We start from the raw sequence: 20,760 nt of genomic DNA, 5'->3' as shown, positions 1-20,760 counted from the left end.
GGACCCGAACGACTGCCTCGCTCATTTGGCGCCCTCCCAGGTGACGTTCTCCCAGAGGACGGTTCCGCCCATGCCCATGCCCACACACATCGTGGTCAGTCCGCAATGGACAGTGATACGTTCCTCGAACAGGCGGGCGAGCTGGTTCATCAGCCGGACGCCTGACGAGGCGAGCGGGTGGCCGAGCGCGATCGCGCCGCCCCGCCGGGCGGCACGAGTACCCGCGCCAGCGATGCTACTTACTGGTAACCAGCAATGCTACTCGTCAGTAACCACTGACCGGGCGGTGCCCTTGTTCGCCCACTTACGGGTGAGTACCGTGGCGTGCAGGGAGGGACGGTGACGCACGCGAGGCCCGTGTACCGGCCGGGGATGCGCCGGCGGATCGGGCATATCCGCGACCTCACCGCGCTCCTGCTGCGCACCGGGCTGCTGTTCACCGGCGGGCCGCGCCGCATGGTCCGGCAGACGGGCACGCTGCGGCGCTGGGGCACCACGCTCGCCGGGCTCGTCGCCTCGTCCGCCGTCCGGTCCCCGTCCCGTCCCGCGCTGATCGACGACGACGGCGTCCTCACCTTCGCCGAACTGGACGAGCGCGCCGCGCGCCTCGCCGCCGGGCTGCCGCTGCACGGCCCCCGCCCGCGCGTCGGCGTCCTGTGCCGCAACCATCGCGGCATGGCGCTGACGCTCATCGCGTGCTCGCGGCGCGGCGCCGAGGTCGTGCTGCTCAACACCGGTTTCGGAACGGGGCAGATCCGCGCCGTGCTCGGCGAGCTGCGCCCCGCCCTCATCGTGGCCGACGCCGAGTTCGCGCCGCTGCTGGCGAACGTCCCCCCCGCGCTGCGCCGGACCGTGCTGTGGGCCGACCACCGCCCGCCGGCCGGCATGCCGCTCGCCGCACCCGTCCCGCTCGCGACGCTCCCGCCCCCGCGTTCGGACGTGGACGCGCCACCGCGCCCCTCCGCCGGGACGGGCCCGAGCATCGCCGAGGTCATCGACTCGACGGCCGCGTCCGACGCCCCGTCCGGGCCGCCGCAGATCCAGAGCCGCACCATCATGCTCAGCTCGGGCACCACCGGACGTCCGAAGGGCGCCCGCCGCCCGCCCCGGCCGGGCCTGTGGCCGCTCGCCTCCATGACGTCCCGGATCCCGCTGCGCGCCCGGCAGACCATGGTCGTCGAGGCGCCGCTGTTCCACACCTGGGGGTACGCCGCGCTGCAGATGGCCTGGGCGATGCGGGCGCCGGTCGTGCTGCACCGCCGGTTCGACCCCGAGCAGACGCTGCGGACCGTCGCCTCCCACCGCGACGTCGCCGTTTTCGCCGTCCCGGTCATGTGCCAGCGCATCCTGGAGCTGCCCCCGCGGGTCCGCGACCGCCACGACACGTCCTCGCTGCGGATCTTCGCGCTGAGCGGCGCCGCGCTGCCCGGCGACCTCGCCACCCGGTTCATGGACGCGTTCGGCGACCGGCTCTACAACGTCTACGGGTCCACCGAGGCGTCCTGGGTGTCCATCGCCACCCCGCACGACCTGCGGCTCGACCCGCGCACCGCCGGGCGCCCGCCGCGCAACACCTCGCTGGCGATCGTCGACGCCGACGGCCGCCGGGTGGGGCGCTCGACCCGCGGCCAGATCTTCGCCGCGAACGAGCTGCTGTTCGAGGGCTACACCGGCGGCGAGCCGATGGAGGTCCGCGACGGGCTGCTCGCCACCGGCGACCTCGGCCACATCGACCACCGCGGCCTGCTGTTCGTGGAGGGCCGCAGCGACGGGATGGTCGTGTCCGGCGGTGAGAACATCGTCCCGTGCGACGTCGAGGACGCGCTGCTGCGGCTGCCCGAGATCCACGAAGTCGCGGTGACCGGCGTCCCCGACGAGGAATGGGGCCAGCGGCTCGCCGCCTACATCGTCCTGCGGCCCGGCGCCCGGCTCGACGCCGACACCGTCCGCGAGTACGTGCACGCCCAGGTCGCCCGGTACGCGGTGCCCCGCGACGTGCACTTCATCCCCGAGCTGCCGCGCAACGCGACCGGCAAGGTCGTGCACCGCTGGCTCAGCGCGCCTCCCGGGCAGCCGCGACCGGAGGGACGGGTGGAATGGCCGCGGCCCCGGGCAGCCGGACCGTGATCGACAGGCCGCCGTCCGGGCGCGGGACGGTCTCGATCGCGCCGCCGTGCGCGTGCACCACCGCCCGGACGATCGACAGGCCGAGGCCCGCGCCGTCCCGCGACCCCGTCCGGTCGGCGCGCAGCCGCCGGAACGGCTCGAAGATCGCCGCGACCTCGTAGGCCGGGACGGGCCGTCCGGTGTTGACGACCCGGAGGAAGGCCTCGCCGTCCGCCACCCCGGTGCTGACCCAGACCCGGCCGTCCGGCACGTTGTACTTTACGGCGTTCTCCAGCAGGTTCACCGCGCAGCGCTCCAGCAGGACGGGATCGCCGGTCACGACGGCCGGGGCGAGCCTCGCCTCGACGTCCACCGCCGGGTCGTCCAGCTGGTCGAGCGCGCTGCGGACCACGTCCGGCAGGGGAGTGCCGGCCCGGGTGCCGAGTTCCCGCTCGGACTTCGCGAGCAGCAGCAGACCCTCGATGAGCCGCTCGTGCCTGGCGGTGTTGCCCAGCAGGACGTCCGCGAGCGCCTTCGTCTCCGGCGGGCTCTTCCGGCTCGCCAGCGCGACCTCCAGCACCGTCCGGTTGATGGTCAGCGGCGTGCGCAGCTCGTGCGAGGCGTTCGCGACGAACCGCCGCTGGGCGTCGAACGCGCGGTTCAGCCGGTCCAGCATCCGGTCGAACGTGTCGGCCAGGTCCTTGATCTCGTCCTGCGGCCCGTCCAGCGCGATCCGCTCGTGCATGTTGCTCTCCGACAGCCGCCGCGCCGTCGCCGTCACCCTGTGCAGCGGGCGCAGCATCCGCCCCGCGACCAGGTACCCGATCGCCACCGCGAGGACGCCGAGCACCAGCATCGTGACGAGCGAACTCTGCAGCAGCTGCTCCAGGACGTCATGCTTCTGCCGCGCCAGCTGCCGGTCCGCGTCGGTCCTCAACGCCATCAGCTGGCTGAGGTCGCCGTCGATCGCCATGGCCCGCAGGCGCGCCAGCGTCGCCGCGTCGACGTTCTCCCGCGCCGAGAACCGGTTGTCCATCGTCCGGACGGTCAGCAGGTACGTGACGGACACCAGCACCGCCGACGTCACCAGGAACAGCCCCCCGTACACCAGGGTCAGCCGCGTCCGGACGCTCAGCCTCCTCACCGCGTCTCCAGCCGGTAGCCCGAACCCGTCACCGTCTCGATCACCGGCGGCTGCCCGAGTTTGCGGCGCAGCGTCGCCATCGTCACCCGGACGATGTTGCTGAACGGGTCGATGTTCTCGTCCCACGCCCGCTCCAGCAGCCGCTCGGCGGACACCACACCGCCCTCCGCCCGCATCAGCTCCTCCAGCACGGCGAACTCCTTCTTCGTCAGCCGCAGCTCCCGCCCGTCCCGCGCGACCTTCCGCCGGTGCGGGTCGAGCCGGATCCCCCTGCGCTCCAGCACCGGCGGTACGGCCGTCCCCGACCGCCGCGCCAGCGCCCGCACCCGCGCCACCAGCTCGCTGAACACGAACGGCTTCGGCAGGTAGTCGTCGGCGCCGAGCGTCAGCCCGCCCACCCGGTCGTCGACGTCGCCCGCCGCCGTCAGCATCAGGATCCGCCCCGGACTACGCCGCCCCACCAACTCTCGGCACACGTCGTCCCCATGCACCGTGGGCAGGTCCCGGTCGAGAATCACCACGTCGTACTCGTTGTACGAAGTCAGCTCCAACGCGGCGTCGCCGTCGTACACCACGTCGACGGCCATGGCCTCGTCGCGGAGCCCCTCGGCGATGGTGTCCGCGAGCACCCGCTCATCCTCGACGATCAGTACACGCATGCCGCCGAGCATGCCGCCCCGCGGGTTAAACCCCGATAAGCCCTACCGCCGCCAGCACGTGTACGTCACGGTCGCGGCACCACCCGGCTCGAACGAGACCGTCCCGATCCCGCGCCCGCCGACGTAGCAGAGCACCGTCGGACGCACGGTCACCGCCACCGACGCGGACCGTCCGGCGGCGGGGTCGGTCTGCGCTGCGGCGGGCTTCAGTTGAGCTGCTGGGCGAGTCCCACGACGATGCCCTCGGGGCCGCGGACGTAGCAGAGACGATAGATGTTCTCGTACTGCTCCAGCTCGCCCACGAGTTCGGCGCCGTGCCCGCGCAGGCGGTCGATGACGCCTTCGATGTCGTCGACCGCGAACATGATGCGGCGAATGCCCAGGGTGTTGGCCGGTGCGTCCTTCGGCTCCGGCTTGATGGCGCTCGGCCTGTGGAACTTCGCCAGCTCTACCCTTCCGTGGCCGTCCGGGGTCCGCAGCATGGCAACGTCCTGGCGGACGTCCTCAAGTCCGATGACACGTTCCGCCCAGCGCCCTTCGATCGGCCCCTTGCCCTCCAGTTCCATGCCGAGTTCGACGAAGAACGCGATGACCGCCTCAAGGTCGTCGACGACGATGAGGACGTTGTCCATCCGCTGGATCGCCACGCTGGGCCCCCTTGCCTCGGTACGGCCACGGTGGCCGCATCTGTCCCGAGGACGGAGCCGCCGAACCGTTCTTGACATCCGCGGCCACGTCTTCTCGGAGAACCGCGGCACTGCCGGATCACGAAATCCCCGCGAGCGGCTTGCACCCTCACTCGAACTTCCGTCGGGCCGTCCTCGCCGTTCTGCGTCCTAAACGTAGCCCGAACGGCCGCGCCAGCAGATCAACCGCATGACCTGTCGTCCCGGGACGAGCCTGCACGGCTAATGCGGGTTTAACCCCGTCGTCGGTCTCATGGCTTTTCGTCGGGGCGGGTGGCCTCGGCGGAGAGGACGAGATGGGGATTCGGGTGTGGGTCGCCGGGGTGGCCGTGCCGCTGGTGCTGGGATTGGCGGCGTGCGGGAGCGGCGATGGAGGACGTGGGGTGGCGAGTGCCGGTGGGGCGGCGGCCAAGAGGTCCGCGTCGGCTTCGCCGAGTCGGTCGCTTTCCGTGGAGGACGCGCGGCTGGAGTTCGCGCGGTGCATGCGGGAGAACGGGGTGGACGTGCCCGATCCGGGCAGCGGGGACGAGAAGGCGATGCGGTTCGGGAAGGGGGTCGACAGAGGGAAGTTGCAGGGCGCGCTGGAGAAGTGTCAGCGGTGGTTGCAGGCGGGCGGCGGGATGCCCGATCTCAAGGACCCGAAGGTGCGCGACCAGTACGTCAGGTTCGCGCAGTGCATGCGCGAGCACGGCGTGGACATTCCGGACCCCGGGGCGGACGGGCAGGTCAAGCTTCCGAGCGGGAACATCGATCGGGGCGCCTTGGAGAAGGCGCGTGAGGCGTGCAAGAGCATGTTGCCGGGGGCCGGACGGTGAGGCGGGTCGTGGTCGCCGGCGGGGTCGCCGTCGTCGTGGTGGTCGGCGGCGGGAGCGTGCTGGCCTGGACGGCGGGCGATGGTGAGGCGGACGGCGTCCGTGCGGCGCGGCTGGGCACCGCCGTCGTGAGCCGAGGAGATCTAGTGGACACCGAGAAGGTGGACGGGAAGCTCACCTACGACGATGTGCGGGAGGTGTGGGCGGGCGCGTCCGGCGTGGTGACGTGGGCGCCGGAGCAGGGGGCGACGGTCAGGCGGGGCGGGACGCTGCTGAAGGTGGCGGGCGAGCGGGTCACGTTGATGTACGGCGGCAGCCCCATGTACCGGACGCTGAGGAACGGCGACTCGGGCGAGGACGTCCGGCAACTTGAAGAGAACCTGCGGGCGCTCGGGTACGGCGGCGTGACCGTGGACGACGAGTTCACCGGCGCGACCGAGGCCGCGGTCGAGGAGTGGCAGGACGATCGCGGGCTCGCGCGTAGTGGCGCGGTCGGTGCGGGTCAGGTCGTCTTCCAGAGCGGGGCCGTGCGGATCAGGGACGTCAAGGCGCCCGAGGGGAAGCGCGTCGGGCAAGGGCAGCCTGTTCTGACGGTGGCCGGGACGAAGCGGGTCGTGCACGTCGATCTGGACGCCGACAAGCAGGACCTCGCGAAGCGGGGCGCCGAGGTCTCGGTGGAGTTGCCCGGAGGCAGGACCGTCAAGGGAAGGATCACCAGGGTCGGCGGCGTCGCGGAGAGCACCGGGTCGGGGCAGGACAAGAAGACCACGGTCGGCGTCGACATCTCGATCGGCGGCGCCGAGACGGGACGGCTGGACGAGGCGCCGGTCGGCGTCGAGTTGGAGAGCGAGCGGAGGAAGGACGTCCTGTCGGTGCCGGTCGAGGCGTTGCTGGCGCTGCGGGAGGGCGGCTTCGGCGTCGAGGTCGTCGACGAGGGGCGGAGCCTGGTCGCCGTGGAGGTCGGGACGTTCGGCGGGGGACGGGTCGAGATCAGCGGGAACGGCCTGCGTGAGGGCGTGAAGGTCGGGGTGCCCGCCGGATGAACATCGTCGAGCTGACCGGGGTGACGAAGGAGTACGCGGGCGGTGTCGCGGCGCTGAAGGGCGTCGACCTGGTGATCGCGGCGGGGGAGAGGGTCGCGATCGTCGGGCCGTCCGGGTCGGGCAAGTCGACGCTGCTGCACATGATCGGGACGCTCGACCGTCCGACGCGGGGCAGCGTGCGGGTCGCCGGGCACGAGGTCGGCGGGCTCGGGGACCGGGAGCTGTCGGCGCTGCGGGCACGGCACATCGGGTTCGTGTTCCAGCAGTTCCACCTGGCGGCGGGCGTCAGCGCGCTCGACAACGTGGCCGAAGGGCTGCTGTACGGCGGCGCCGCGATCAGGGAGCGCAGGGAGCGGGCGCGGGACGCGCTCGAACGGGTGGGGCTCGGCGCACGGGCCGGGCACCGGCCGCACCAGCTGTCGGGCGGCGAGCAGCAGCGCGTCGCGGTCGCCCGTGCCGTGGTCGGGGAGCCCGGCCTGCTGCTCGCGGACGAGCCGACCGGCAACCTCGACTCGGCCGCGGGCGCCGAGGTGCTCGCCCTGCTGGACGAGCTGAACCGCGCCGGCACCACCGTCGCGATCATCACGCACGACCTGGAGGTCGCGGCAAGGGCGCAGCGCCGGGTCAGGGTGCGGGACGGGCTGATCGTCACGGGCGAGCGGGCGGAGGTGGGCAGCCGGTGAAGGCGGCACTCGTGCCCGCGCGGCTCGGCGCGGGCGATGTCCTGCGCGTCGGCCTGGGAGGGCTCAAGGCCCGTCCCACCAGGGTCGTGTTGTCGGCGCTCGGCATCGCGATAGGGATCGCCACGATGGTCGCGGTCATCGGGATCTCCTCGTCCGGCAAGGCGGACCTGCTGCGGCGGCTCGACCGGCTCGGCACCAACCTGCTGACCGCGAAGCCGGGGGACACGCTGTTCGGGGAGAAGGCAGAGCTGCCGGAGTCGGCGCCGGAGATGGCGCGGCGGATCGGGCCGGTCACCGCGGTCGGCGCGACGGGGGCGGTGGACGCGACGGTCCGCAGGACCGACAAGATCCCGCGGGAGGTCACGCAGGGCATCGCGGTGCAGGCCGCCACGGACGGGGTGCTCGGCACGCTCGGCGTGGAGACCGCGAGCGGCGGCGGGCTCAACGCGGGCACGGGACGCTACCCGGGCGTCGTCCTCGGCTCGGAGGCGGCGCGGCGGCTGGGCCTGGACAGGGCGGGCGGCCAGGTGTGGATCGGCGGGCGGTGGTTCGTCGTCCTCGGCGTCCTGCGGCCCGCCGAGCTGGCGCCCGAGATCGACCGGTCCGCCCTCGTCGGCTGGGACGCGGCACGCCGCTACCTCGGCTTCGACGGGCATCCGGCCACGGTCTACGAGCGGTCCACGGACGCGTCGGTGAACGATGTCCGCGACGTCCTCGCGAGGACGGTCAGCCCCGAGCATCCCGAGGAGGTCGGGGTAAGCCGCCCCTCGGACGCGCTGGAGGCGAAGGCCGCGGCGACCGGCGCGTTCACCGGGCTGCTGCTCGGGCTCGGCGCGGTCGCGCTGCTGGTCGGCGGGGTCGGCGTCGCCAACACGATGGTGATCTCGGTGCTGGAGCGGCGCCGCGAGATCGGGCTGCGCCGCTCGCTCGGCGCGACCCGCGGCCAGGTGCGCACGCAGTTCCTCGCCGAGTCGCTGCTGCTGTCGGCGTTCGGCGGCGCGGCCGGGGTCGTCCTCGGCGCGGCGGTGACCGCCGGGTTCGCGCTGTGGAAGGGGTGGCCGCCGGTCGTGCCGGTGTGGGCGCTCGGCGGCGCGCTCGCCGCGACGCTGGCGATCGGGACGGCCGCCGGGCTGTACCCGGCGGTGCGGGCGGCGCGGCTGCCGCCGACGGCGGCGCTGGCGTCGGCCTGACTCTGGTCACGCTCCGCCGGGACAGTGCATGATTGTGACGGCCGCCGTGTCCGCCCCCGGGGGAGGTGCCTCAACAGCCATGCCCGTGCCACGCCCGCTTCGTGAGCGCTGCCGGGAGTTCCTCGGGATCGACGGGGAGATCCGCTACATCTTTCCGGCGATGGCCTACGGCGGCGGCGCCGGTTTCATCTTCGTCGTGACCGACGACCGGGTCGCGGTGATCTCCACCGGCCCGCTGAGCCGCAGCACCCCGAAGACGATCTGGGGCAGCTACCCGCGCGGCACCCGGATCGGGCCGGTGGAGACGGGCGCCGGCGCGTCGCTGGAGTTCGCGGGCGCGGTGTTCGAGCTGGACGACGAGTACGTCCCGGTCGTCAACGCCGCCGACGCCGAGATCTTCGCCCGCGACAGCCTGCCCCGCGACCCGCTCCCCGATCTCTGAGGGCGGCCGCCGGGCGGGTGCCCCGCGAGTCAGGACGTCGCGGCGGGCTCGGCCGCCTTGACCGGGGTCGGCGTGGACGACGACGGGGGACGCAGGAACAGGAACATCACCGGCACCAGGTAGGCCGCCCACATGATCAGCTGCAGCCAGGTGATCTGCGGGGTGACGTTCAGGACGCCCTGGAACACCGTCTGCATCCAGTCGCCCGCGCCGCCGAACTTGGCGAAGAACTCGTGCGGCTCCAGCGCGACGGCGTTCAGCCCCGGGAAGACCTCGGCCTCCTGCAGGTCGTGGAAGCCGTAGCCGAACACGCCCGCGGCGACGACGATGAGCGCGGCGCCCGTCCAGGTGAAGAACCGCTTCAGATTGATCTTGAGGCCGCCGCGGTAGAGCAGGTAGCCGAGCGCGACGGCGACGGCGAGGCCGAGCAGCGCGCCGATGATCGGCTCGGTGGAGCCGCCGGACGAGTTGGACATGTTCGTCCACAGGAACAGCGCGGTCTCCAGGCCCTCGCGCCCGACGGCGAGGAACGCGACGGCGGCGAGGGCGAGCGGCCCGACGCTCAGCGCGCCCTCCAGCTTGCCCTCCAGCTCCGCCTTCATGAACCGGGCGGTCTTGCGCATCCAGAAGACCATCCAGGTGACCAGCCCCACCGCGATGATCGACAGGATGCCGCCGAACAGCTCCTGCGTCTTGAACTGCATCTCCGAGGACGCGGCGCTCAGCGCGATGCCGAACGCGAACGCGAGGGCGACGGCGACGCCGATCCCCGTCCAGACGGGGACGAGGGCCCGGCGGTTGCCGGTCTTCACCAGGTAGGCGATCAGGATGCTCACGACCAGGGCGGCCTCAAGCCCCTCCCGCAGTCCGATGAGGAAGTTGCCCAGTAGCATCGCCGTACTCCTCCGGAAGAACACCTCTTAGGCAAGCCGTTTAGGCAAAGCTAACCTAAGCAAGTCTGCGCCCGGCGTCGGCCCCCCGGCAAGAGGCGGCGCCGCGGATGTCCTCGGCCGGGGCGGGCGCCCGGCCGCGGGAGCGGGTCATCGCCGCCAGGCGGCCTCGCGGTGGCGGGCGAGGGCGGTCAGCGCCTGGTTGACCGGTGCCGTGCGGCCCGCCTTGGCCGCCTCCCGCGGGACGGCACCGTTGATCACATCGATCTCGCTGGTCCGGCGGGCCTCGTGGTCCAGCAGCGCCGACGGCTTGGCGCCGGGCATCCGGGCGGCGAACGCGCGCACCAGTTCCACGGGGTCCGGCACGTCGATGGCCACCCCGAGCGCGAGCGCCGTCTCCCAGGCCTCGGTCGCCGCGGCCCGGCTCGTCCGGCCGAGCTCGGGGTGGTCACGGATCTCGCCGACCGTCAGCCCGGTCAGGGCGCACGGAGCGCTGTAGGCCACGTTGCAGATGAGCTTCTCCCATTGCATCGCGAGGACGTCGTCCACGGCCGCCGCGTCGAACCCGGCCGTGCGCCAGGCCGCGGCCACCTCCTCGACCCGTTCGGGGGCCAGTGAGCCGTGGGCGCCGAACCGCAGCGCGCGCATCGCGTTGTGGTGCACCCGGCCCGGCCCGCGCAGGCCGGCGCCGAAGCCGCTGGCGATGCCGACGGCCAGGCGCCCGGCGCCCACGGCGCCGGCCACGGCGCCGGCCGAGCCGAGGCCGTTCTGAATGGTCAGCACCGTGGTCTCCGGCCCCAGCAGGGGGGCGAGCCCGGCCGCGGCGGCGGGCACGTCGGCGGCCTTGACGGCGAGCACCACGAGGTCGACGGGATCGGCGGGAGCGGTGGTGTGGGCCGCGACCGCGGTGCGGAACTCCCCGTCGGGCCCGCTGATGTGCAGCCCGTCCCGGGCGATGGCCTCGACGTGGGCCTGCCAGGCGTCGACCACCGACACCTCGTGGCCCGCCCGCGCCAGGCGCGCGGCGTACACCGAGCCCATGGCTCCGCAGCCGACGACGCAGATCTTCATCGCTCCAGGTCCTTGAGGAGGTTGGCGATCTCGTCACCGAGACCTGGCTTGGCCTCGAGACCGAACCCGGGCGCCTCGCCGGGGCTTATGAGGCCGCCGGAGAGCCGGCAGTCCGGACTGTAGCCGCCGAAGGGCTCGAAGACCCCGGGGTACGCCTCGCAGCCGCCCAGCCCCAGCCCGGCCACGATGTGCAGGTTGATCAGGTGCCCGCCGTGCGGGAACGCCTGGGACCGGGGGACGCCGCACGCCTCCATGGCCTCGATCATGCGGGCGTACTCGGTCAGCCCGTAGCTGAGGCCGGCGTCCATCTGGAAGACGTCCCGGTCGGGCCGCACTCCGCCGTAGGCGAGCAGGTTGCGCACGTCCTGGACGGAGAAGAGGTTCTCGCCCGTGGCGATGGCCCCCGGATAGACCTCCGCCAGTTCCCGGTTCAGGGCGTAGTCGAGCGGGTCGGCCGCCTCCTCGTACCAGCGCAGGCCGAGCCCGGCCAGAGCCGTGGCGTAGGCCAGGGCCCGGTCCCGGTCGAAGCGTCCGTTCGCGTCGACTGCGACCCCGTCCCCGCCGCCGATCACCTCGATGGCGGTCTCGACCCGGGCCAGGTCGTCGGCGAGCGCCGCGCCGCCGATCTTGATCTTGACCATGCGGTAGCCCCGGTCCGCGTAGCCGGTGAGCTCGCCGCGGAGCCGGTCCAGGGAGTCGTCGGGATGGTAGTAGCCGCCCGCGGCGTAGACCGGCGTGCCGGTGAGCACGGGCCGGCGGCCGAAGGCGCGGGCGATGACAGCGTGGGCCGGCTCGTCGTGGTACTTGGCCAGCAGGTCCCACACCGCGAGTTCGACGGCGCCGGCCGCCGCGGCGCGGTCGCCGTGGCCGCCGGGCTTCTCGTCCCGCATGGCGCACTGGAGCACGCGCGCGGGCGACAGCAGCCCGGTCGACGGGTCGAGCAGGGTGTCGGGGGCGGCGGCCAGCAGCCGCGGGATCATCCGGTCGCGGAGGATCCCCCCTTGGGCATGGCGCCCGATCGAGTTGAACGCGATGCCGGTGAGCGGGCGCCCGTTCCGGCGTACGTCGCTCTGCACGGCCACCAGGGAGACGGTGTGCGCGGCGAAGTTCACCACGGAGTTCCTGACGTCCCCGTGGAGGGGGACCGAGACCTCGCGGATGTCGGTGATGCGCATGACCCCAACCCTCTGATCCGGACCGATCGAATTGTCTAGACTAATGGAAGCGGCGCCTCCACGGCACGCGTGCGAGGAGCAACCGGGACCGGAGGACGGGAGAGGGCCGTGAGGCGTTACGAGGCAGTCGCCGAGAACCTGGTCCGGCAGATCCAGTCGGGGCGCTGGCCGGTCGGCGGGCGGTTAGCGCCCGAGGTGGACCTGGCGGCGGAGTTCGACGTGAGCCGGGGCACGATGCGGGCCGCGCTCGACATCGTGGAGGAGCTGGGACTGGTCTCGCGCCGGCCCCGGCGCGGTACCCGCGTGGAGCGTCTGAAGCCGCAGTCGGTCTTCGTCCGGTCGCTGCACTCGTTGGACGAGCTGACCGAGTACTCCGTGGAGACCGACCGCCAGGTGCTGTCGATCGCCGACGTGGTGGTCGACGAGGTGGACGCCCGGGTCATGGGCTGCCGGCCGGGGGAGCGCTGGACCAAGATCCGGATGCTGCGCATCGACCCGGCCGACGACGGCTGGCCGCTGTGCTGCACCGACGTCTACCTCGAGCCCGGCATCGCCGCGGCCGTGGGCGACCAGGTGCTCGACCCCAAGCGGTTGATCTCGGACATGGTCGAGCAGGTGACCGGCCGCACCGTGCACACCATCGAGCAGCGGATGCGTGCGGCGACGGTCCCGGACTCCATGGTCGACCTGCTGCACACGGCGGCCGGTTCGCCGGTGCTGCGAATGACGCGGCGCTACCTGGACCGCGCTGGCGACCCCTTCGAGATCACTGTCTCGGTGCACCCCGCCGAACGGTTCGAGTACGCCGTTGACCTGGAGCGCGGGCGCGGTTGAGGGAACCGGCGGGGACGGCGGGCGGGCGCGCGGCCCCGAGCTAATTGTTCAGACCTTTCAGGAAAAAGTCTGGTGTACAGAAACTACTTCCGGTAGCGTGGCGGCGGATCACCTGACAGGAGGGACACCATGGAGGCCACCCCCGAGTTCGAGCTCCAGGGGCTCTGTCACCTCGCGCTCGTCTGCGAGGACATGGAACGCACCGTCGACTTCTACACCAACGTCCTCGGCATGAAGCTGAAGAAGACGATCAACATGCCCAACGGCGGGCAGCACTTCTTCTTCGACATGGGCGGCGACCAGTTCCTGGCCTTCTTCTGGTTCCCGGACGCGCCGAAGCGGGCCCCCGGCATCGCCTCCTCCGCGGTGCTGCCCGGCCTCGGAGACATCGCCACGGCCCACGCCTCGATGAACCACGTCGCGTTCAAGATCCCGCTCGACAAGTTCGACGAGTACAAGGCCAAGCTCGATGCCAAGGGCGTCGAGACCGGTCCCGTCCTCGAGCACGACGACAGCCCGCGCGGTGTGGCGGAGACGTTCCACGAGGGCGTCTACGTCCGTTCGATGTACTTCTTCGACCCGGACGGGGTCCTGCTGGAGTTCGCCGCCTGGACGCGTGAGCTGACCGACGACGACGTCAACCTGGCGCCGATGACCGCCGCGGGCGTCCCGGCCGGCCAGGGCGCGTCCGCATGAGCGGCACGGAGTCCATGCTGGAGTACGCCGCGCGGTTCTTCGAGATGGTGGAGGCCGGCGACATCGAGGCCGTCTCCGCGCTCTACCACGACGACGTCACCGTCTGGCACAACTACGACGACGTCGACCAGTCGAAGGAAGAGAACCTCGCCACGCTGGGCAGCATCGCCGACCGCTACGACAAGTTCGGCTACGCCCGGCCGCGGCACACCGCGCTCGAGGACGGCTTCCTCCGCCAGCACGTGATCGAGGTCGAGCGCGACGGGCGGTCGGCCTCCATCCCGGCGATCCTCCGCGTGTATGTCGAAGAAGGCAGGATCAGGCGTATCGAGGAGTACTTCGATCGCAGCAAACTCGAAACCGTGCTCGCGGGCTGAGCGGTCGGTCCGGCCCGGTGCCGCTCGGGGAGACCCCCGACCGGCACCGGGCCGACGCATGACCGGCACCCGAGAAGAAGGCGCGTTTCAGAAACAGCGCGCGCCTCAGGAGCAACGCGCGCGGGCGGCTCAGGAGAAGAAGGCGCGGGCCTGCTCGGCGAAGCGCAGCAGGTCTTCGGCCACGGTCACCTCGGTGAAGTCCTTCTTGCGGTGGCTGGGCGCCGAGATGCTCACCGCGTAGCGGGAGCCGGCGTAGGTGCCGAGTGGCACGGCCACGGCGATGACCCCGTCCTCGCTCTCCTGCACCCCGGTGGCGTAGCCCCGCTTCCGGATGCGGTCCAGCTCCTCCAGGAGCGCGGTCCGGGTGGAGAGGGTGTGCGGGGTGAGCGGCTCCAGTTCCTCCCGCGGATAGAGCGCGACCACGGCCTCGTCCGACAGCAGCGACAGCAGCACCTTGCCGGACGCCGAGGCGTGCGCCGGGAGGGTCTTGCCCATCCGCGAGCCGACCCGCACGGCGCGGCTGCTCTCCACGGCGTCGACGAAGGACACCAGCGAGCCGTCGAGGCGGGTGAGGTGGACGGTCTCGCCGTAGTGCTCGGCGAGGTCGTCCAGCAGCGGGCGGACCTGTTCGCGGACGTCGATCTGCCGCAGCACCGAGAAGGCGATCTCGGTGAGCGCGGGACCCGGCTCGTAGGCCCGCGAGCTGTTCGACTGGCGGACGAACCCCCGGTACTGCAGCATGGCCAGCACCCGGTGGGCGGTGGACGAGGCGACGGAGAGGTACTCGCTCACCTCGGTGAGGCGGAGGCTCTTGCGCTCGCCCAGCAGCAGCAGGATGCGCAGCGCGTTGTCGACCGACTCGATCGGGTACTGCGGCTTGCGAGGCTGGGCCGGAGAGGGGTTGTTCACCCAGCGGACCTTATCCGGGGACGCGGTCATCGGTCCTTCCATCTCGCAGCTCGAACTTGAGCACCTTCCCCGATGCGTTGCGGGGGAGCCGCTCGACCACCTCGATGCCGGTCGGCAGCTTGTACGGGGCAAGCCTGCGCCGGGCGTGCTCGCGCAGTTCCTCCAGCGACGGCGCCCGCCGTCCGGGAACCGGCACCGGCACCGCGACCGGAGTCTCCCCCCATTTTAGATGCGGCCGGCCCACCACCGCCACCTCCGCGATGTCCGGGTGCGCGGCGAGCACGTTCTCCACCTCGGCGCAGTAGACGTTCTCGCCGCCGGTGATGATCATGTCCTTGAGCCGGTCGACCACGTAGACGAACCCCTCGTCGTCGACCCGGACCAGGTCACCGGAGTGGAACCAGCCGCCGGCGAAGGCCTCGGCGGTCGCCTCGGGCAGGTTCCAGTAGCCCGATGTCAGGCCCGGCCCCCGGTAGACGGTCTCGCCGGTCTCGCCGGCGGGGACGTCGTTCATCCCGGAGTCGACCACGCGCGCCCACACACCCGGCGCCGGCCGTCCCACCGAATCCAGTTTCCGGCGGGCGTCCTTGCCCTCCAGGACGCAGGTGACCGGTGACATCTCGGTCTGGCCGAAGAGGGCGAGCATGGCGGCGTCGCCGAAGACCTCGGCCATGTCCCGCAGCAGCGTGTCGGTGGCCGGGGCGGCCCCCCCACGCGGCGACGCGCAGCCGCCGCGGGCGCCGTCATCGCGCGCTCCCGCTTGCGAAGCGCTCGGCGATCCAGCCGGCGATCGTGTCGGCGACCGCGTCCCGGGCGCCCGCGGGCTCCAGGAAGTAGTGGTCTCCGGCGTGGTCGTGGCGGGTCTTGTCCGAGGCGGCCAGCGCGTCGGCGATCCGGTCGGCGTCGCTCGGGAAGACGCCGGTGTCCCCGGTCGCGTTGACGACCAGCGCCGGGACCGTGATCTTGGCCAGGTTGCCCTCACCGCGGCAGGGCGACTCGCTCAGGCTCCACATGTTGAGCCAGTTGCGCACGGTCGTCTCCCCGGCGATCCCGCGGTCGCCCCGGTTGGCGGCCTCGACGGAGCCGCGGTAGCAGCTGTTCGGCTTTCGGTCGGTGGGCTCCAGGGACGGGTCGACCATCCTCGGATCCGCCCAGGTCCGGGGCACGGTGAAGTGGCGGTCGTAGTAGCCGGCCTCGGTGAGCCGGGCCAGCTCCGCCTTGGCCCACGCGGTGATCCGGTGATTGCGGTCGACCTGTGCGCGCCGGTAGCGCTCGATGAACTCGGCGCTGTACGGCGGGCCGTTGCGGGGGTCGAACAGGTCGAGCGAGGGGTCGGTCGCCACCGGGTCGAACTCGTCGACCACCGCGGCGTCCATCCAGGCGGTGAGGACGTCGGGACGGCCCAGGTGCGCGGCCAGCGACACGTAGCCGTCCGCGGCGGGCAGCTCGTCCACGCCCGGGACGGGCTCGTGGCCGACCGGGGGCCGCAGGGAGGGGTCGACGGCCTGGGCCTGGTAGGCGGCCATCAGGGAGCCGCCGCCCGAGTTGCCCAGCAGGACGACCGAGTCGGCCCCGGCCTCCTCGCGCAGCCAGCGGACGCCGACGCCGATGTCCACCAGTGCCTGGTCGAGCCGGAAGTTCCACTCGTAGCCGCGGAACCGGGTGTTCCAGCCCAGGAAGCCGATGCCGCGCTCGGCCATCAGCTCGGCGAGGTAGTGCTCGGCGAAGTCGATCTGGTAGTGGGTGGCGATCATCGCCACCTTCGGCCGGGCGCCCTCCGGCGCGTGGTAGAGGCCCTGGCAGGGGTGCCCGCCGGCGCCCGCCCGCGGGGCGCCGGCGGAGGGACGGGACACGAAGGTTCGGGTGATCATCGGACCGCCGCCTCCAGCCGGCTCGCGGCCACGTGGGCGCGCAGCTTGCCGAAGAGGACCCCGAGGCGCTCGGTGGCCACCGGGTCCTTGAGGTGCCCGCTCTCGTCGAAGCACTCGTGGGCGAAGGGCATGACCACCTCCGGTCCCGGCATCACCGGGGATTGGGAGAAGACGAACATGTTCCGCAGCTCGAACTGGCACCGGGCGGTGCCCAGCCTTCCCGGCGAGGTGCCGATCAGAGCGACCGGCTTGCCCTGGAGCACCGAGGCGCCCAGCGGGAGGGAGATCCAGTCGAAGGCGTTCTTGAGCACGCCCGGGACGCCGCCGTTGTACTCCGGCGTGGCGATCATCAGCGCGTCCGCGGCGGCGACCTCGGCGCGCATCCGGCTGACCGCCTCCGGCTCCCGGCCGACCAGGTCCTCGTTGAACAGCGGGAGCTGTCCCACCAGCTCGCTGATGGTGACGGTGACCCCCTCCGGCGCCAGACGTGCCGCCGACTCCAGCAGCATCCGGTTCCACGAACGCTCGCGCAGGCTCCCGACGATTCCGTAGACCGTGACGTCCGCTGTGCTCACAGTGCTCCTCCCAGGTAGGCGTCGATGACGGCCGCGTCGCGGACGACGCCGGCCGGGGTGTCGAGGGCGATGCGGCGCCCGAAGTCGAGCACGCAGACCCGGTCCGAGATGCCCATCACCATCGACATGTCGTGCTCGACCAGGAGCATGGTGATGCCCAGGTCGGAGTTCACCTCGCTCAGCGTCGCCGCCATCTCGGCGGTCTCCTCGTGGTTCATCCCGGCGACCGGCTCGTCGAGCAGCAGCAGCCGGGGCTCCATGCACAGCGAGCGCGCGAGCTCGACCCGCTTCTGCACGCCGTGGGGCAGCGGGCCGACCTCGCGCCCCAGCAGGTCGCCGAGCCCGAGGCGGTCGGCCACCTCGGTGACCCGCCGCAGTGCCGCACGCTCCTCGCGGGCACTGCGCCCCCACCGGATCATGCCGGCCAGCGGCCCGGAGCGGAGGTGCTGATGCCGGGCGAGGAGCAGGCATTCCCGGACGGTCATGGCCGGGAAGACGTCGACGTTCTGGAACGTGCGGGCGATTCCGGCCTTGGCGATCCGGTGCGGAGCGGTGCCGAGGATCTCCCTGCCCTCGAACCTGATGCTCCCCGACCCCGGGCGGTAGATGCCGGAGATGCAGTTGAACAGCGTGGACTTGCCGGCGCCGTTGGGCCCGATCACGGCGAAGAGCTCGCCCTCGTCGATGCTGAAGGTGACCCCGTCCAGCGCGCGGACGCCCGCGAACGACAGGGCGAGGTCCTCGATCTCGAGCAGCGCGGTGCTCACGAGCCGGCTCCTTCCGGTGCGGCGGGGACCGTGCCGGCGCCGAGGTAGGCGGCCGCGATGTCGGTCTCCCGCTCCAGTTGCGCGGGGGTGCCCTCCGCGTGGACCCGTCCGCCCTCCAGGAGGTAGGCGTAGCCGGAGATCGACAGGGCCATGCGCGCGTTCTGCTCGACGAGCAGGATCGAGGTGCCCTGCTCGTTGATGGACACGATGATGTCCCGGACCTGCTCGACGATCCGGGGTGCGAGGCCCAGGCTCGGCTCGTCCATGAGCAGCAGCTTCGGCCGTGACATCAGGGCGCGCGCGATCGCCAGCATCTGCTGCTCGCCCCCGGACAGGTAGCCCGCCTTGCGGTCCAGCAGGTCGCGCAGGCGTGGCAGCAGTGCGAGCACCTCGTCGCGGGCCGCGATGAGCGCGGCGCCGCGGTAGCGGCGGACGTGCGCTCCGCCCGCGAGGTTCTCGGCGACGCTGAGTCCCGGGAAGACCATCCGGCCCTCAAGGCACTGCGCGAGCCCGGCGCGGACGCGCTGTGACGCGCGCGATCCGGTCATGTCCTTGCCGAAGAGCTCCACCCGCCCGCCGGTGAGGCGTCCGCGGTGCAGCCCGAGCATGCCGGACACGGCCCGCATCGTGGTGCTCTTGCCCGCCCCGTTGGGGCCGAGCAGGCTGACGATCTGCCCCTGGGGCACGCGCAGTGTCAGGTCGGTCACGGCGTCCTCGGCGGCGCCGTACGCGGCGCCGAGCGCCGTGGTCCGCAGAGCCGGCGGACCGGCGGACGCGCTGGAGGCGCTGCCGCTCGTGCTCGGGGCGCTGCCGCTCATGACGTCCTCCGCGTTCCGCGTGGGCGGCCCAGCAACCGGCGCAGGCGTTGCCCGCCCCGGAGCGCGAGCGCCCGGATCCCGTTGGGCTCGAAGAGCAGGATCAACACGATCACCAATCCGTAGAGGAATCCGGACAGGAGCGGTCCCGTGATGCCGCCGTCGGTGCTGGCGCTCTTGCGGACGAAGGGCAGGAAGACCGAGGCCTGGTTCACGACCTCGGGCATCGCCCGCACGAAGAGGGCCCCGAGCAGGGCGCCGGAGACCGTGCCCATACCGCCGATCACGATCATGGCGATGAAGTCGACCGAGAGCATCAGGTGCCACTGGCCCGGGGTGAAGTAGCCCATGTAGGAGACCAGCAGCGCCCCGGAGACGCCGGCGAAGAAGGAGGAGATGACGAAGGCGGTCGTCTTGGTCCGGGCCACCGGGACGCCCACCACCGCGGCCGCCACGTCCTTGTCCCGGACGGCCATGAAGGCGCGGCCGAGCCGCGAGTGCTTGAGGTTGTGGGTGAGGACCATGACCACCAGCAGGATCGCCAGCGCGAAGTACCACCAGGCCTGGAAGGCGTCGAGGATCATCCGGTCCCCGGCCATGACGCCCAGGCTGAGGTCCTGGTCGCCGAACAGGACGGGTGCGGCGGGACGGCCGTTCACACCGCCGCTGAGGCTCGTCCACGTCTCCCATGCGTAGAGGCCGATGAAGACCAGGGCGAGGGTGGCGACGGCCAGGTAGAGCCCGCGGATGCGGACGGCGACGGGCGCGACCAGGGCGCCCGCGGCGGCGGCCACGAGGCCGGACGCCGGCAGCCAGAGCCACCAGGGCAGGCCCTGGTCGGCGCCGAGCCAGGCGGAAGTGTAGGCGCCGATGGCCATGAAGAAGGCGTGGCCCAGCGAGATCTGGCCGGCCAGCCCGGTGATCACCTGCATGCCGAGGGCGCCGATGCCGGCGATCAGGGTGAGGATGCCGATGCCGAGCCACAGTTCGGAGCGGACCACCAGCGGCAGCACGAGCATGGCGGCGATCCCGAGGCAGACGCCGGCGCGCCCGCGGGTGAGGAGGCCGTGCGGGCGCGGCCGGGGCGCCGCGGCGTCGCGGGGGGCCGGCGGGCTGGTGAGGAGTGACACGGCTCAGACCCTTTCGATGCTGCGGCTGCCGAAGAGGCCATAGGGCCGGACCAGGAGGACCAGGAGCATGAGGACGTAGGGCAGCACGTCGTGCAGGCGCCCGCCGCCGACGTCGCTGAGGTAGCCGGAGCCGAGGACCTGGGCGAGCCCGACGACCAGGCCGCCCACGACGGCCCCGACCAGTGAGTCCATGCCTCCGATGACGATCGCCGGGATCGCGATGAGCGCGAGGTCGCCGAGGTCGGGGGAGACCACGCGGGGGAACGAGGCGAGGAAGACCGCCGCGGTCACCGCGAGGAACGCCGCCAGCGCCCAGGAGAGCGCGAACATCCGCCCCACGTCGATGCCCTGGGCCATCGCCGCCTCCTGGCTGCTCGCGGTCGCGCGCAGCGCCAGCCCGTAGCGCGTCCGCTGGAAGAACAGGGCGACGGCGACCAGGACGACGACCGAGACGGCCACGGTGGCGAGGGCGCTGTTGGGCAGCACGACCGAGCCCACCGAGGTGGTGCCGGCGCCGATCGGCCCCACCGAGTCATGGCTGCCGACCCCCCACACCATCAGGATGACGTTGTGCAGCATGGTCGAGATGCCGAGGGTGGCGAGCACCACGACGGTCACCGACCGTCCGATCAGACCGCGGATCAGCAGCCGCTCGACCACCAGCGCGAGGCCGACGGTGAGCGCCACGGCCCCGAGGAAGGCCGGCACGTAGGGCATCCGGGGCAGCAGGATCAGCACGGCGTAGGCGCCGACGGCCACGAACTGGCCGTGGGCGAAGTTGAAGGTGTGGGAGCCCTTGAACATGATCACGAAACCGAGCGCGATCAGCCCGTAGGCCAGCCCCAGGGCGACGCCCTGGAAGCCGAGCTGGAGGAAGAGGGTCAT

23 protein-coding genes and 1 pseudogene are annotated in these 20,760 nt (G+C 72.3%); 9 read left to right on the top strand and 15 right to left on the bottom strand.

Going from position 1 to position 20,760, the window contains the following annotated elements; all coding sequences use genetic code 11:
- Positions 1–21: 21 nt before the first annotated feature.
- A pseudogene (locus tag SM418_RS04465) lies at positions 22–207 on the bottom strand (acetyl-CoA C-acyltransferase); the annotation flags it as partial.
- A 132-nt stretch (positions 208–339) separates the two neighbouring features.
- Here SM418_RS04465 and SM418_RS04460 point away from each other — a divergent pair.
- Positions 340–2,127, top strand: coding sequence for an AMP-binding protein (locus tag SM418_RS04460; RefSeq protein WP_371939252.1), 1,788 nt, complete (start codon positions 340–342; stop codon positions 2,125–2,127).
- On the opposite strand, the gene SM418_RS04455 is transcribed toward SM418_RS04460, so the two are convergent.
- The 3 genes from SM418_RS04455 to SM418_RS04445 form a co-directional block, all read right to left on the bottom strand.
- Complete coding sequence (locus SM418_RS04455; RefSeq protein WP_371939663.1) at positions 2,054–3,241, bottom strand: sensor histidine kinase; 1,188 nt, start codon at positions 3,239–3,241, stop codon at positions 2,054–2,056. The genes SM418_RS04460 and SM418_RS04455 overlap by 74 nt on opposite strands.
- A gap of 5 nt (positions 3,242–3,246) precedes the next feature.
- Positions 3,247–3,909 carry a response regulator transcription factor gene (locus SM418_RS04450; RefSeq protein WP_371939251.1) on the bottom strand — a complete coding sequence of 221 codons (663 nt, stop codon included), beginning with the start codon at positions 3,907–3,909 and terminating at the stop codon, positions 3,247–3,249.
- 206 nt (positions 3,910–4,115) lie between these two features.
- Complete coding sequence (locus SM418_RS04445; protein ID WP_371939662.1) at positions 4,116–4,541, bottom strand: VOC family protein; 426 nt, start codon at positions 4,539–4,541, stop codon at positions 4,116–4,118.
- 503 nt (positions 4,542–5,044) lie between these two features.
- On the opposite strand from SM418_RS04445, the gene SM418_RS04440 reads away from it, so the two are divergent.
- The 5 genes from SM418_RS04440 (at position 5,045) to SM418_RS04420 (ending at position 8,765) form a co-directional block, all read left to right on the top strand.
- A complete protein-coding gene (locus tag SM418_RS04440; RefSeq protein ID WP_371939250.1) occupies positions 5,045–5,410 on the top strand; it encodes a hypothetical protein in 366 nt (121 codons plus the stop codon).
- Positions 5,377–6,450: a peptidoglycan-binding protein gene (locus SM418_RS04435; RefSeq protein WP_371939248.1), complete on the top strand. Its 1,074-nt coding sequence runs from the start codon at positions 5,377–5,379 to the stop codon at positions 6,448–6,450. The genes SM418_RS04440 and SM418_RS04435 overlap by 34 nt, the downstream gene beginning before the upstream one ends.
- Positions 6,447–7,133 (top strand): ABC transporter ATP-binding protein, encoded by a 687-nt coding sequence (locus tag SM418_RS04430; RefSeq protein WP_371939246.1) that lies wholly within the window; start codon positions 6,447–6,449, stop codon positions 7,131–7,133. The genes SM418_RS04435 and SM418_RS04430 overlap by 4 nt, the downstream gene beginning before the upstream one ends.
- Complete coding sequence (locus SM418_RS04425) at positions 7,130–8,323, top strand: ABC transporter permease (RefSeq protein WP_371939245.1); 1,194 nt, start codon at positions 7,130–7,132, stop codon at positions 8,321–8,323. Before SM418_RS04430 ends, SM418_RS04425 begins: the two co-directional genes overlap by 4 nt.
- 79 nt (positions 8,324–8,402) lie before the next feature.
- Positions 8,403–8,765, top strand: a complete 363-nt coding sequence (locus SM418_RS04420) for a hypothetical protein (protein WP_371939244.1) — start codon at positions 8,403–8,405, stop codon at positions 8,763–8,765.
- A 29-nt stretch (positions 8,766–8,794) separates the two neighbouring features.
- On the opposite strand, the gene efeU is transcribed toward SM418_RS04420, so the two are convergent.
- From efeU to SM418_RS04405, 3 genes are all read right to left on the bottom strand, one after another.
- Complete coding sequence (efeU, locus tag SM418_RS04415) at positions 8,795–9,658, bottom strand: iron uptake transporter permease EfeU (RefSeq protein ID WP_371939243.1); 864 nt, start codon at positions 9,656–9,658, stop codon at positions 8,795–8,797.
- Between the two features lie 147 nt (positions 9,659–9,805).
- Complete coding sequence (locus tag SM418_RS04410) at positions 9,806–10,726, bottom strand: ketopantoate reductase family protein (RefSeq protein WP_371939242.1); 921 nt, start codon at positions 10,724–10,726, stop codon at positions 9,806–9,808.
- Positions 10,723–11,901, bottom strand: coding sequence for an enolase C-terminal domain-like protein (locus SM418_RS04405; protein ID WP_371939241.1), 1,179 nt, complete (start codon positions 11,899–11,901; stop codon positions 10,723–10,725). Before SM418_RS04405 ends, SM418_RS04410 begins: the two co-directional genes overlap by 4 nt.
- 108 nt (positions 11,902–12,009) lie before the next feature.
- Here SM418_RS04405 and SM418_RS04400 point away from each other — a divergent pair, with 108 nt between their 5' ends.
- From SM418_RS04400 to SM418_RS04390, 3 genes are all read left to right on the top strand, one after another.
- Positions 12,010–12,735: a GntR family transcriptional regulator gene (locus tag SM418_RS04400; protein ID WP_371939240.1), complete on the top strand. Its 726-nt coding sequence runs from the start codon at positions 12,010–12,012 to the stop codon at positions 12,733–12,735.
- A gap of 129 nt (positions 12,736–12,864) precedes the next feature.
- Positions 12,865–13,431 carry a VOC family protein gene (locus SM418_RS04395; RefSeq protein WP_371939239.1) on the top strand — a complete coding sequence of 189 codons (567 nt, stop codon included), beginning with the start codon at positions 12,865–12,867 and terminating at the stop codon, positions 13,429–13,431.
- The gene (locus tag SM418_RS04390; protein WP_371939238.1) at positions 13,428–13,808 is read left to right on the top strand and encodes a nuclear transport factor 2 family protein; all 381 of its coding nucleotides are present in this window, start codon (positions 13,428–13,430) and stop codon (positions 13,806–13,808) included. The genes SM418_RS04395 and SM418_RS04390 overlap by 4 nt, the downstream gene beginning before the upstream one ends.
- Before the next feature lie 129 nt (positions 13,809–13,937).
- On the opposite strand, the gene SM418_RS04385 is transcribed toward SM418_RS04390, so the two are convergent.
- The 8 genes from SM418_RS04385 to SM418_RS04350 form a co-directional block, all read right to left on the bottom strand.
- Positions 13,938–14,747 carry an IclR family transcriptional regulator gene (locus SM418_RS04385; RefSeq protein ID WP_371939237.1) on the bottom strand — a complete coding sequence of 270 codons (810 nt, stop codon included), beginning with the start codon at positions 14,745–14,747 and terminating at the stop codon, positions 13,938–13,940.
- On the bottom strand, positions 14,728–15,390 hold the full coding sequence (locus SM418_RS04380; RefSeq protein ID WP_371939236.1) for an AMP-binding enzyme: 663 nt from the start codon (positions 15,388–15,390) through the stop codon (positions 14,728–14,730). Before SM418_RS04380 ends, SM418_RS04385 begins: the two co-directional genes overlap by 20 nt.
- A gap of 70 nt (positions 15,391–15,460) precedes the next feature.
- A complete protein-coding gene (locus SM418_RS04375; protein ID WP_371939235.1) occupies positions 15,461–16,588 on the bottom strand; it encodes an alpha/beta hydrolase in 1,128 nt (375 codons plus the stop codon).
- A complete protein-coding gene (locus tag SM418_RS04370; RefSeq protein WP_371939234.1) occupies positions 16,585–17,163 on the bottom strand; it encodes an NADPH-dependent FMN reductase in 579 nt (192 codons plus the stop codon). The genes SM418_RS04375 and SM418_RS04370 overlap by 4 nt, the downstream gene beginning before the upstream one ends.
- The gene (locus SM418_RS04365; protein WP_371939233.1) at positions 17,160–17,930 is read right to left on the bottom strand and encodes an ABC transporter ATP-binding protein; all 771 of its coding nucleotides are present in this window, start codon (positions 17,928–17,930) and stop codon (positions 17,160–17,162) included. Before SM418_RS04365 ends, SM418_RS04370 begins: the two co-directional genes overlap by 4 nt.
- On the bottom strand, positions 17,927–18,748 hold the full coding sequence (locus SM418_RS04360) for an ABC transporter ATP-binding protein (protein WP_371939231.1): 822 nt from the start codon (positions 18,746–18,748) through the stop codon (positions 17,927–17,929). Before SM418_RS04360 ends, SM418_RS04365 begins: the two co-directional genes overlap by 4 nt.
- Entirely contained in the window at positions 18,745–19,875 is a 1,131-nt protein-coding gene (locus tag SM418_RS04355; RefSeq protein ID WP_371939229.1) for a branched-chain amino acid ABC transporter permease, read from the bottom strand. Before SM418_RS04355 ends, SM418_RS04360 begins: the two co-directional genes overlap by 4 nt.
- A gap of 3 nt (positions 19,876–19,878) precedes the next feature.
- A complete protein-coding gene (locus SM418_RS04350) occupies positions 19,879–20,760 on the bottom strand; it encodes a branched-chain amino acid ABC transporter permease (protein ID WP_371939227.1) in 882 nt (293 codons plus the stop codon).

It is taken from the genome of Actinomadura chokoriensis, from assembly GCF_041463665.1.
Taxonomy (GTDB): domain Bacteria; phylum Actinomycetota; class Actinomycetes; order Streptosporangiales; family Streptosporangiaceae; genus Spirillospora; species Spirillospora chokoriensis_A.
The sequence above is the reverse complement of the archived record's forward strand: the minus strand, read 5'-3'. Positions and strand labels throughout refer to the sequence as shown.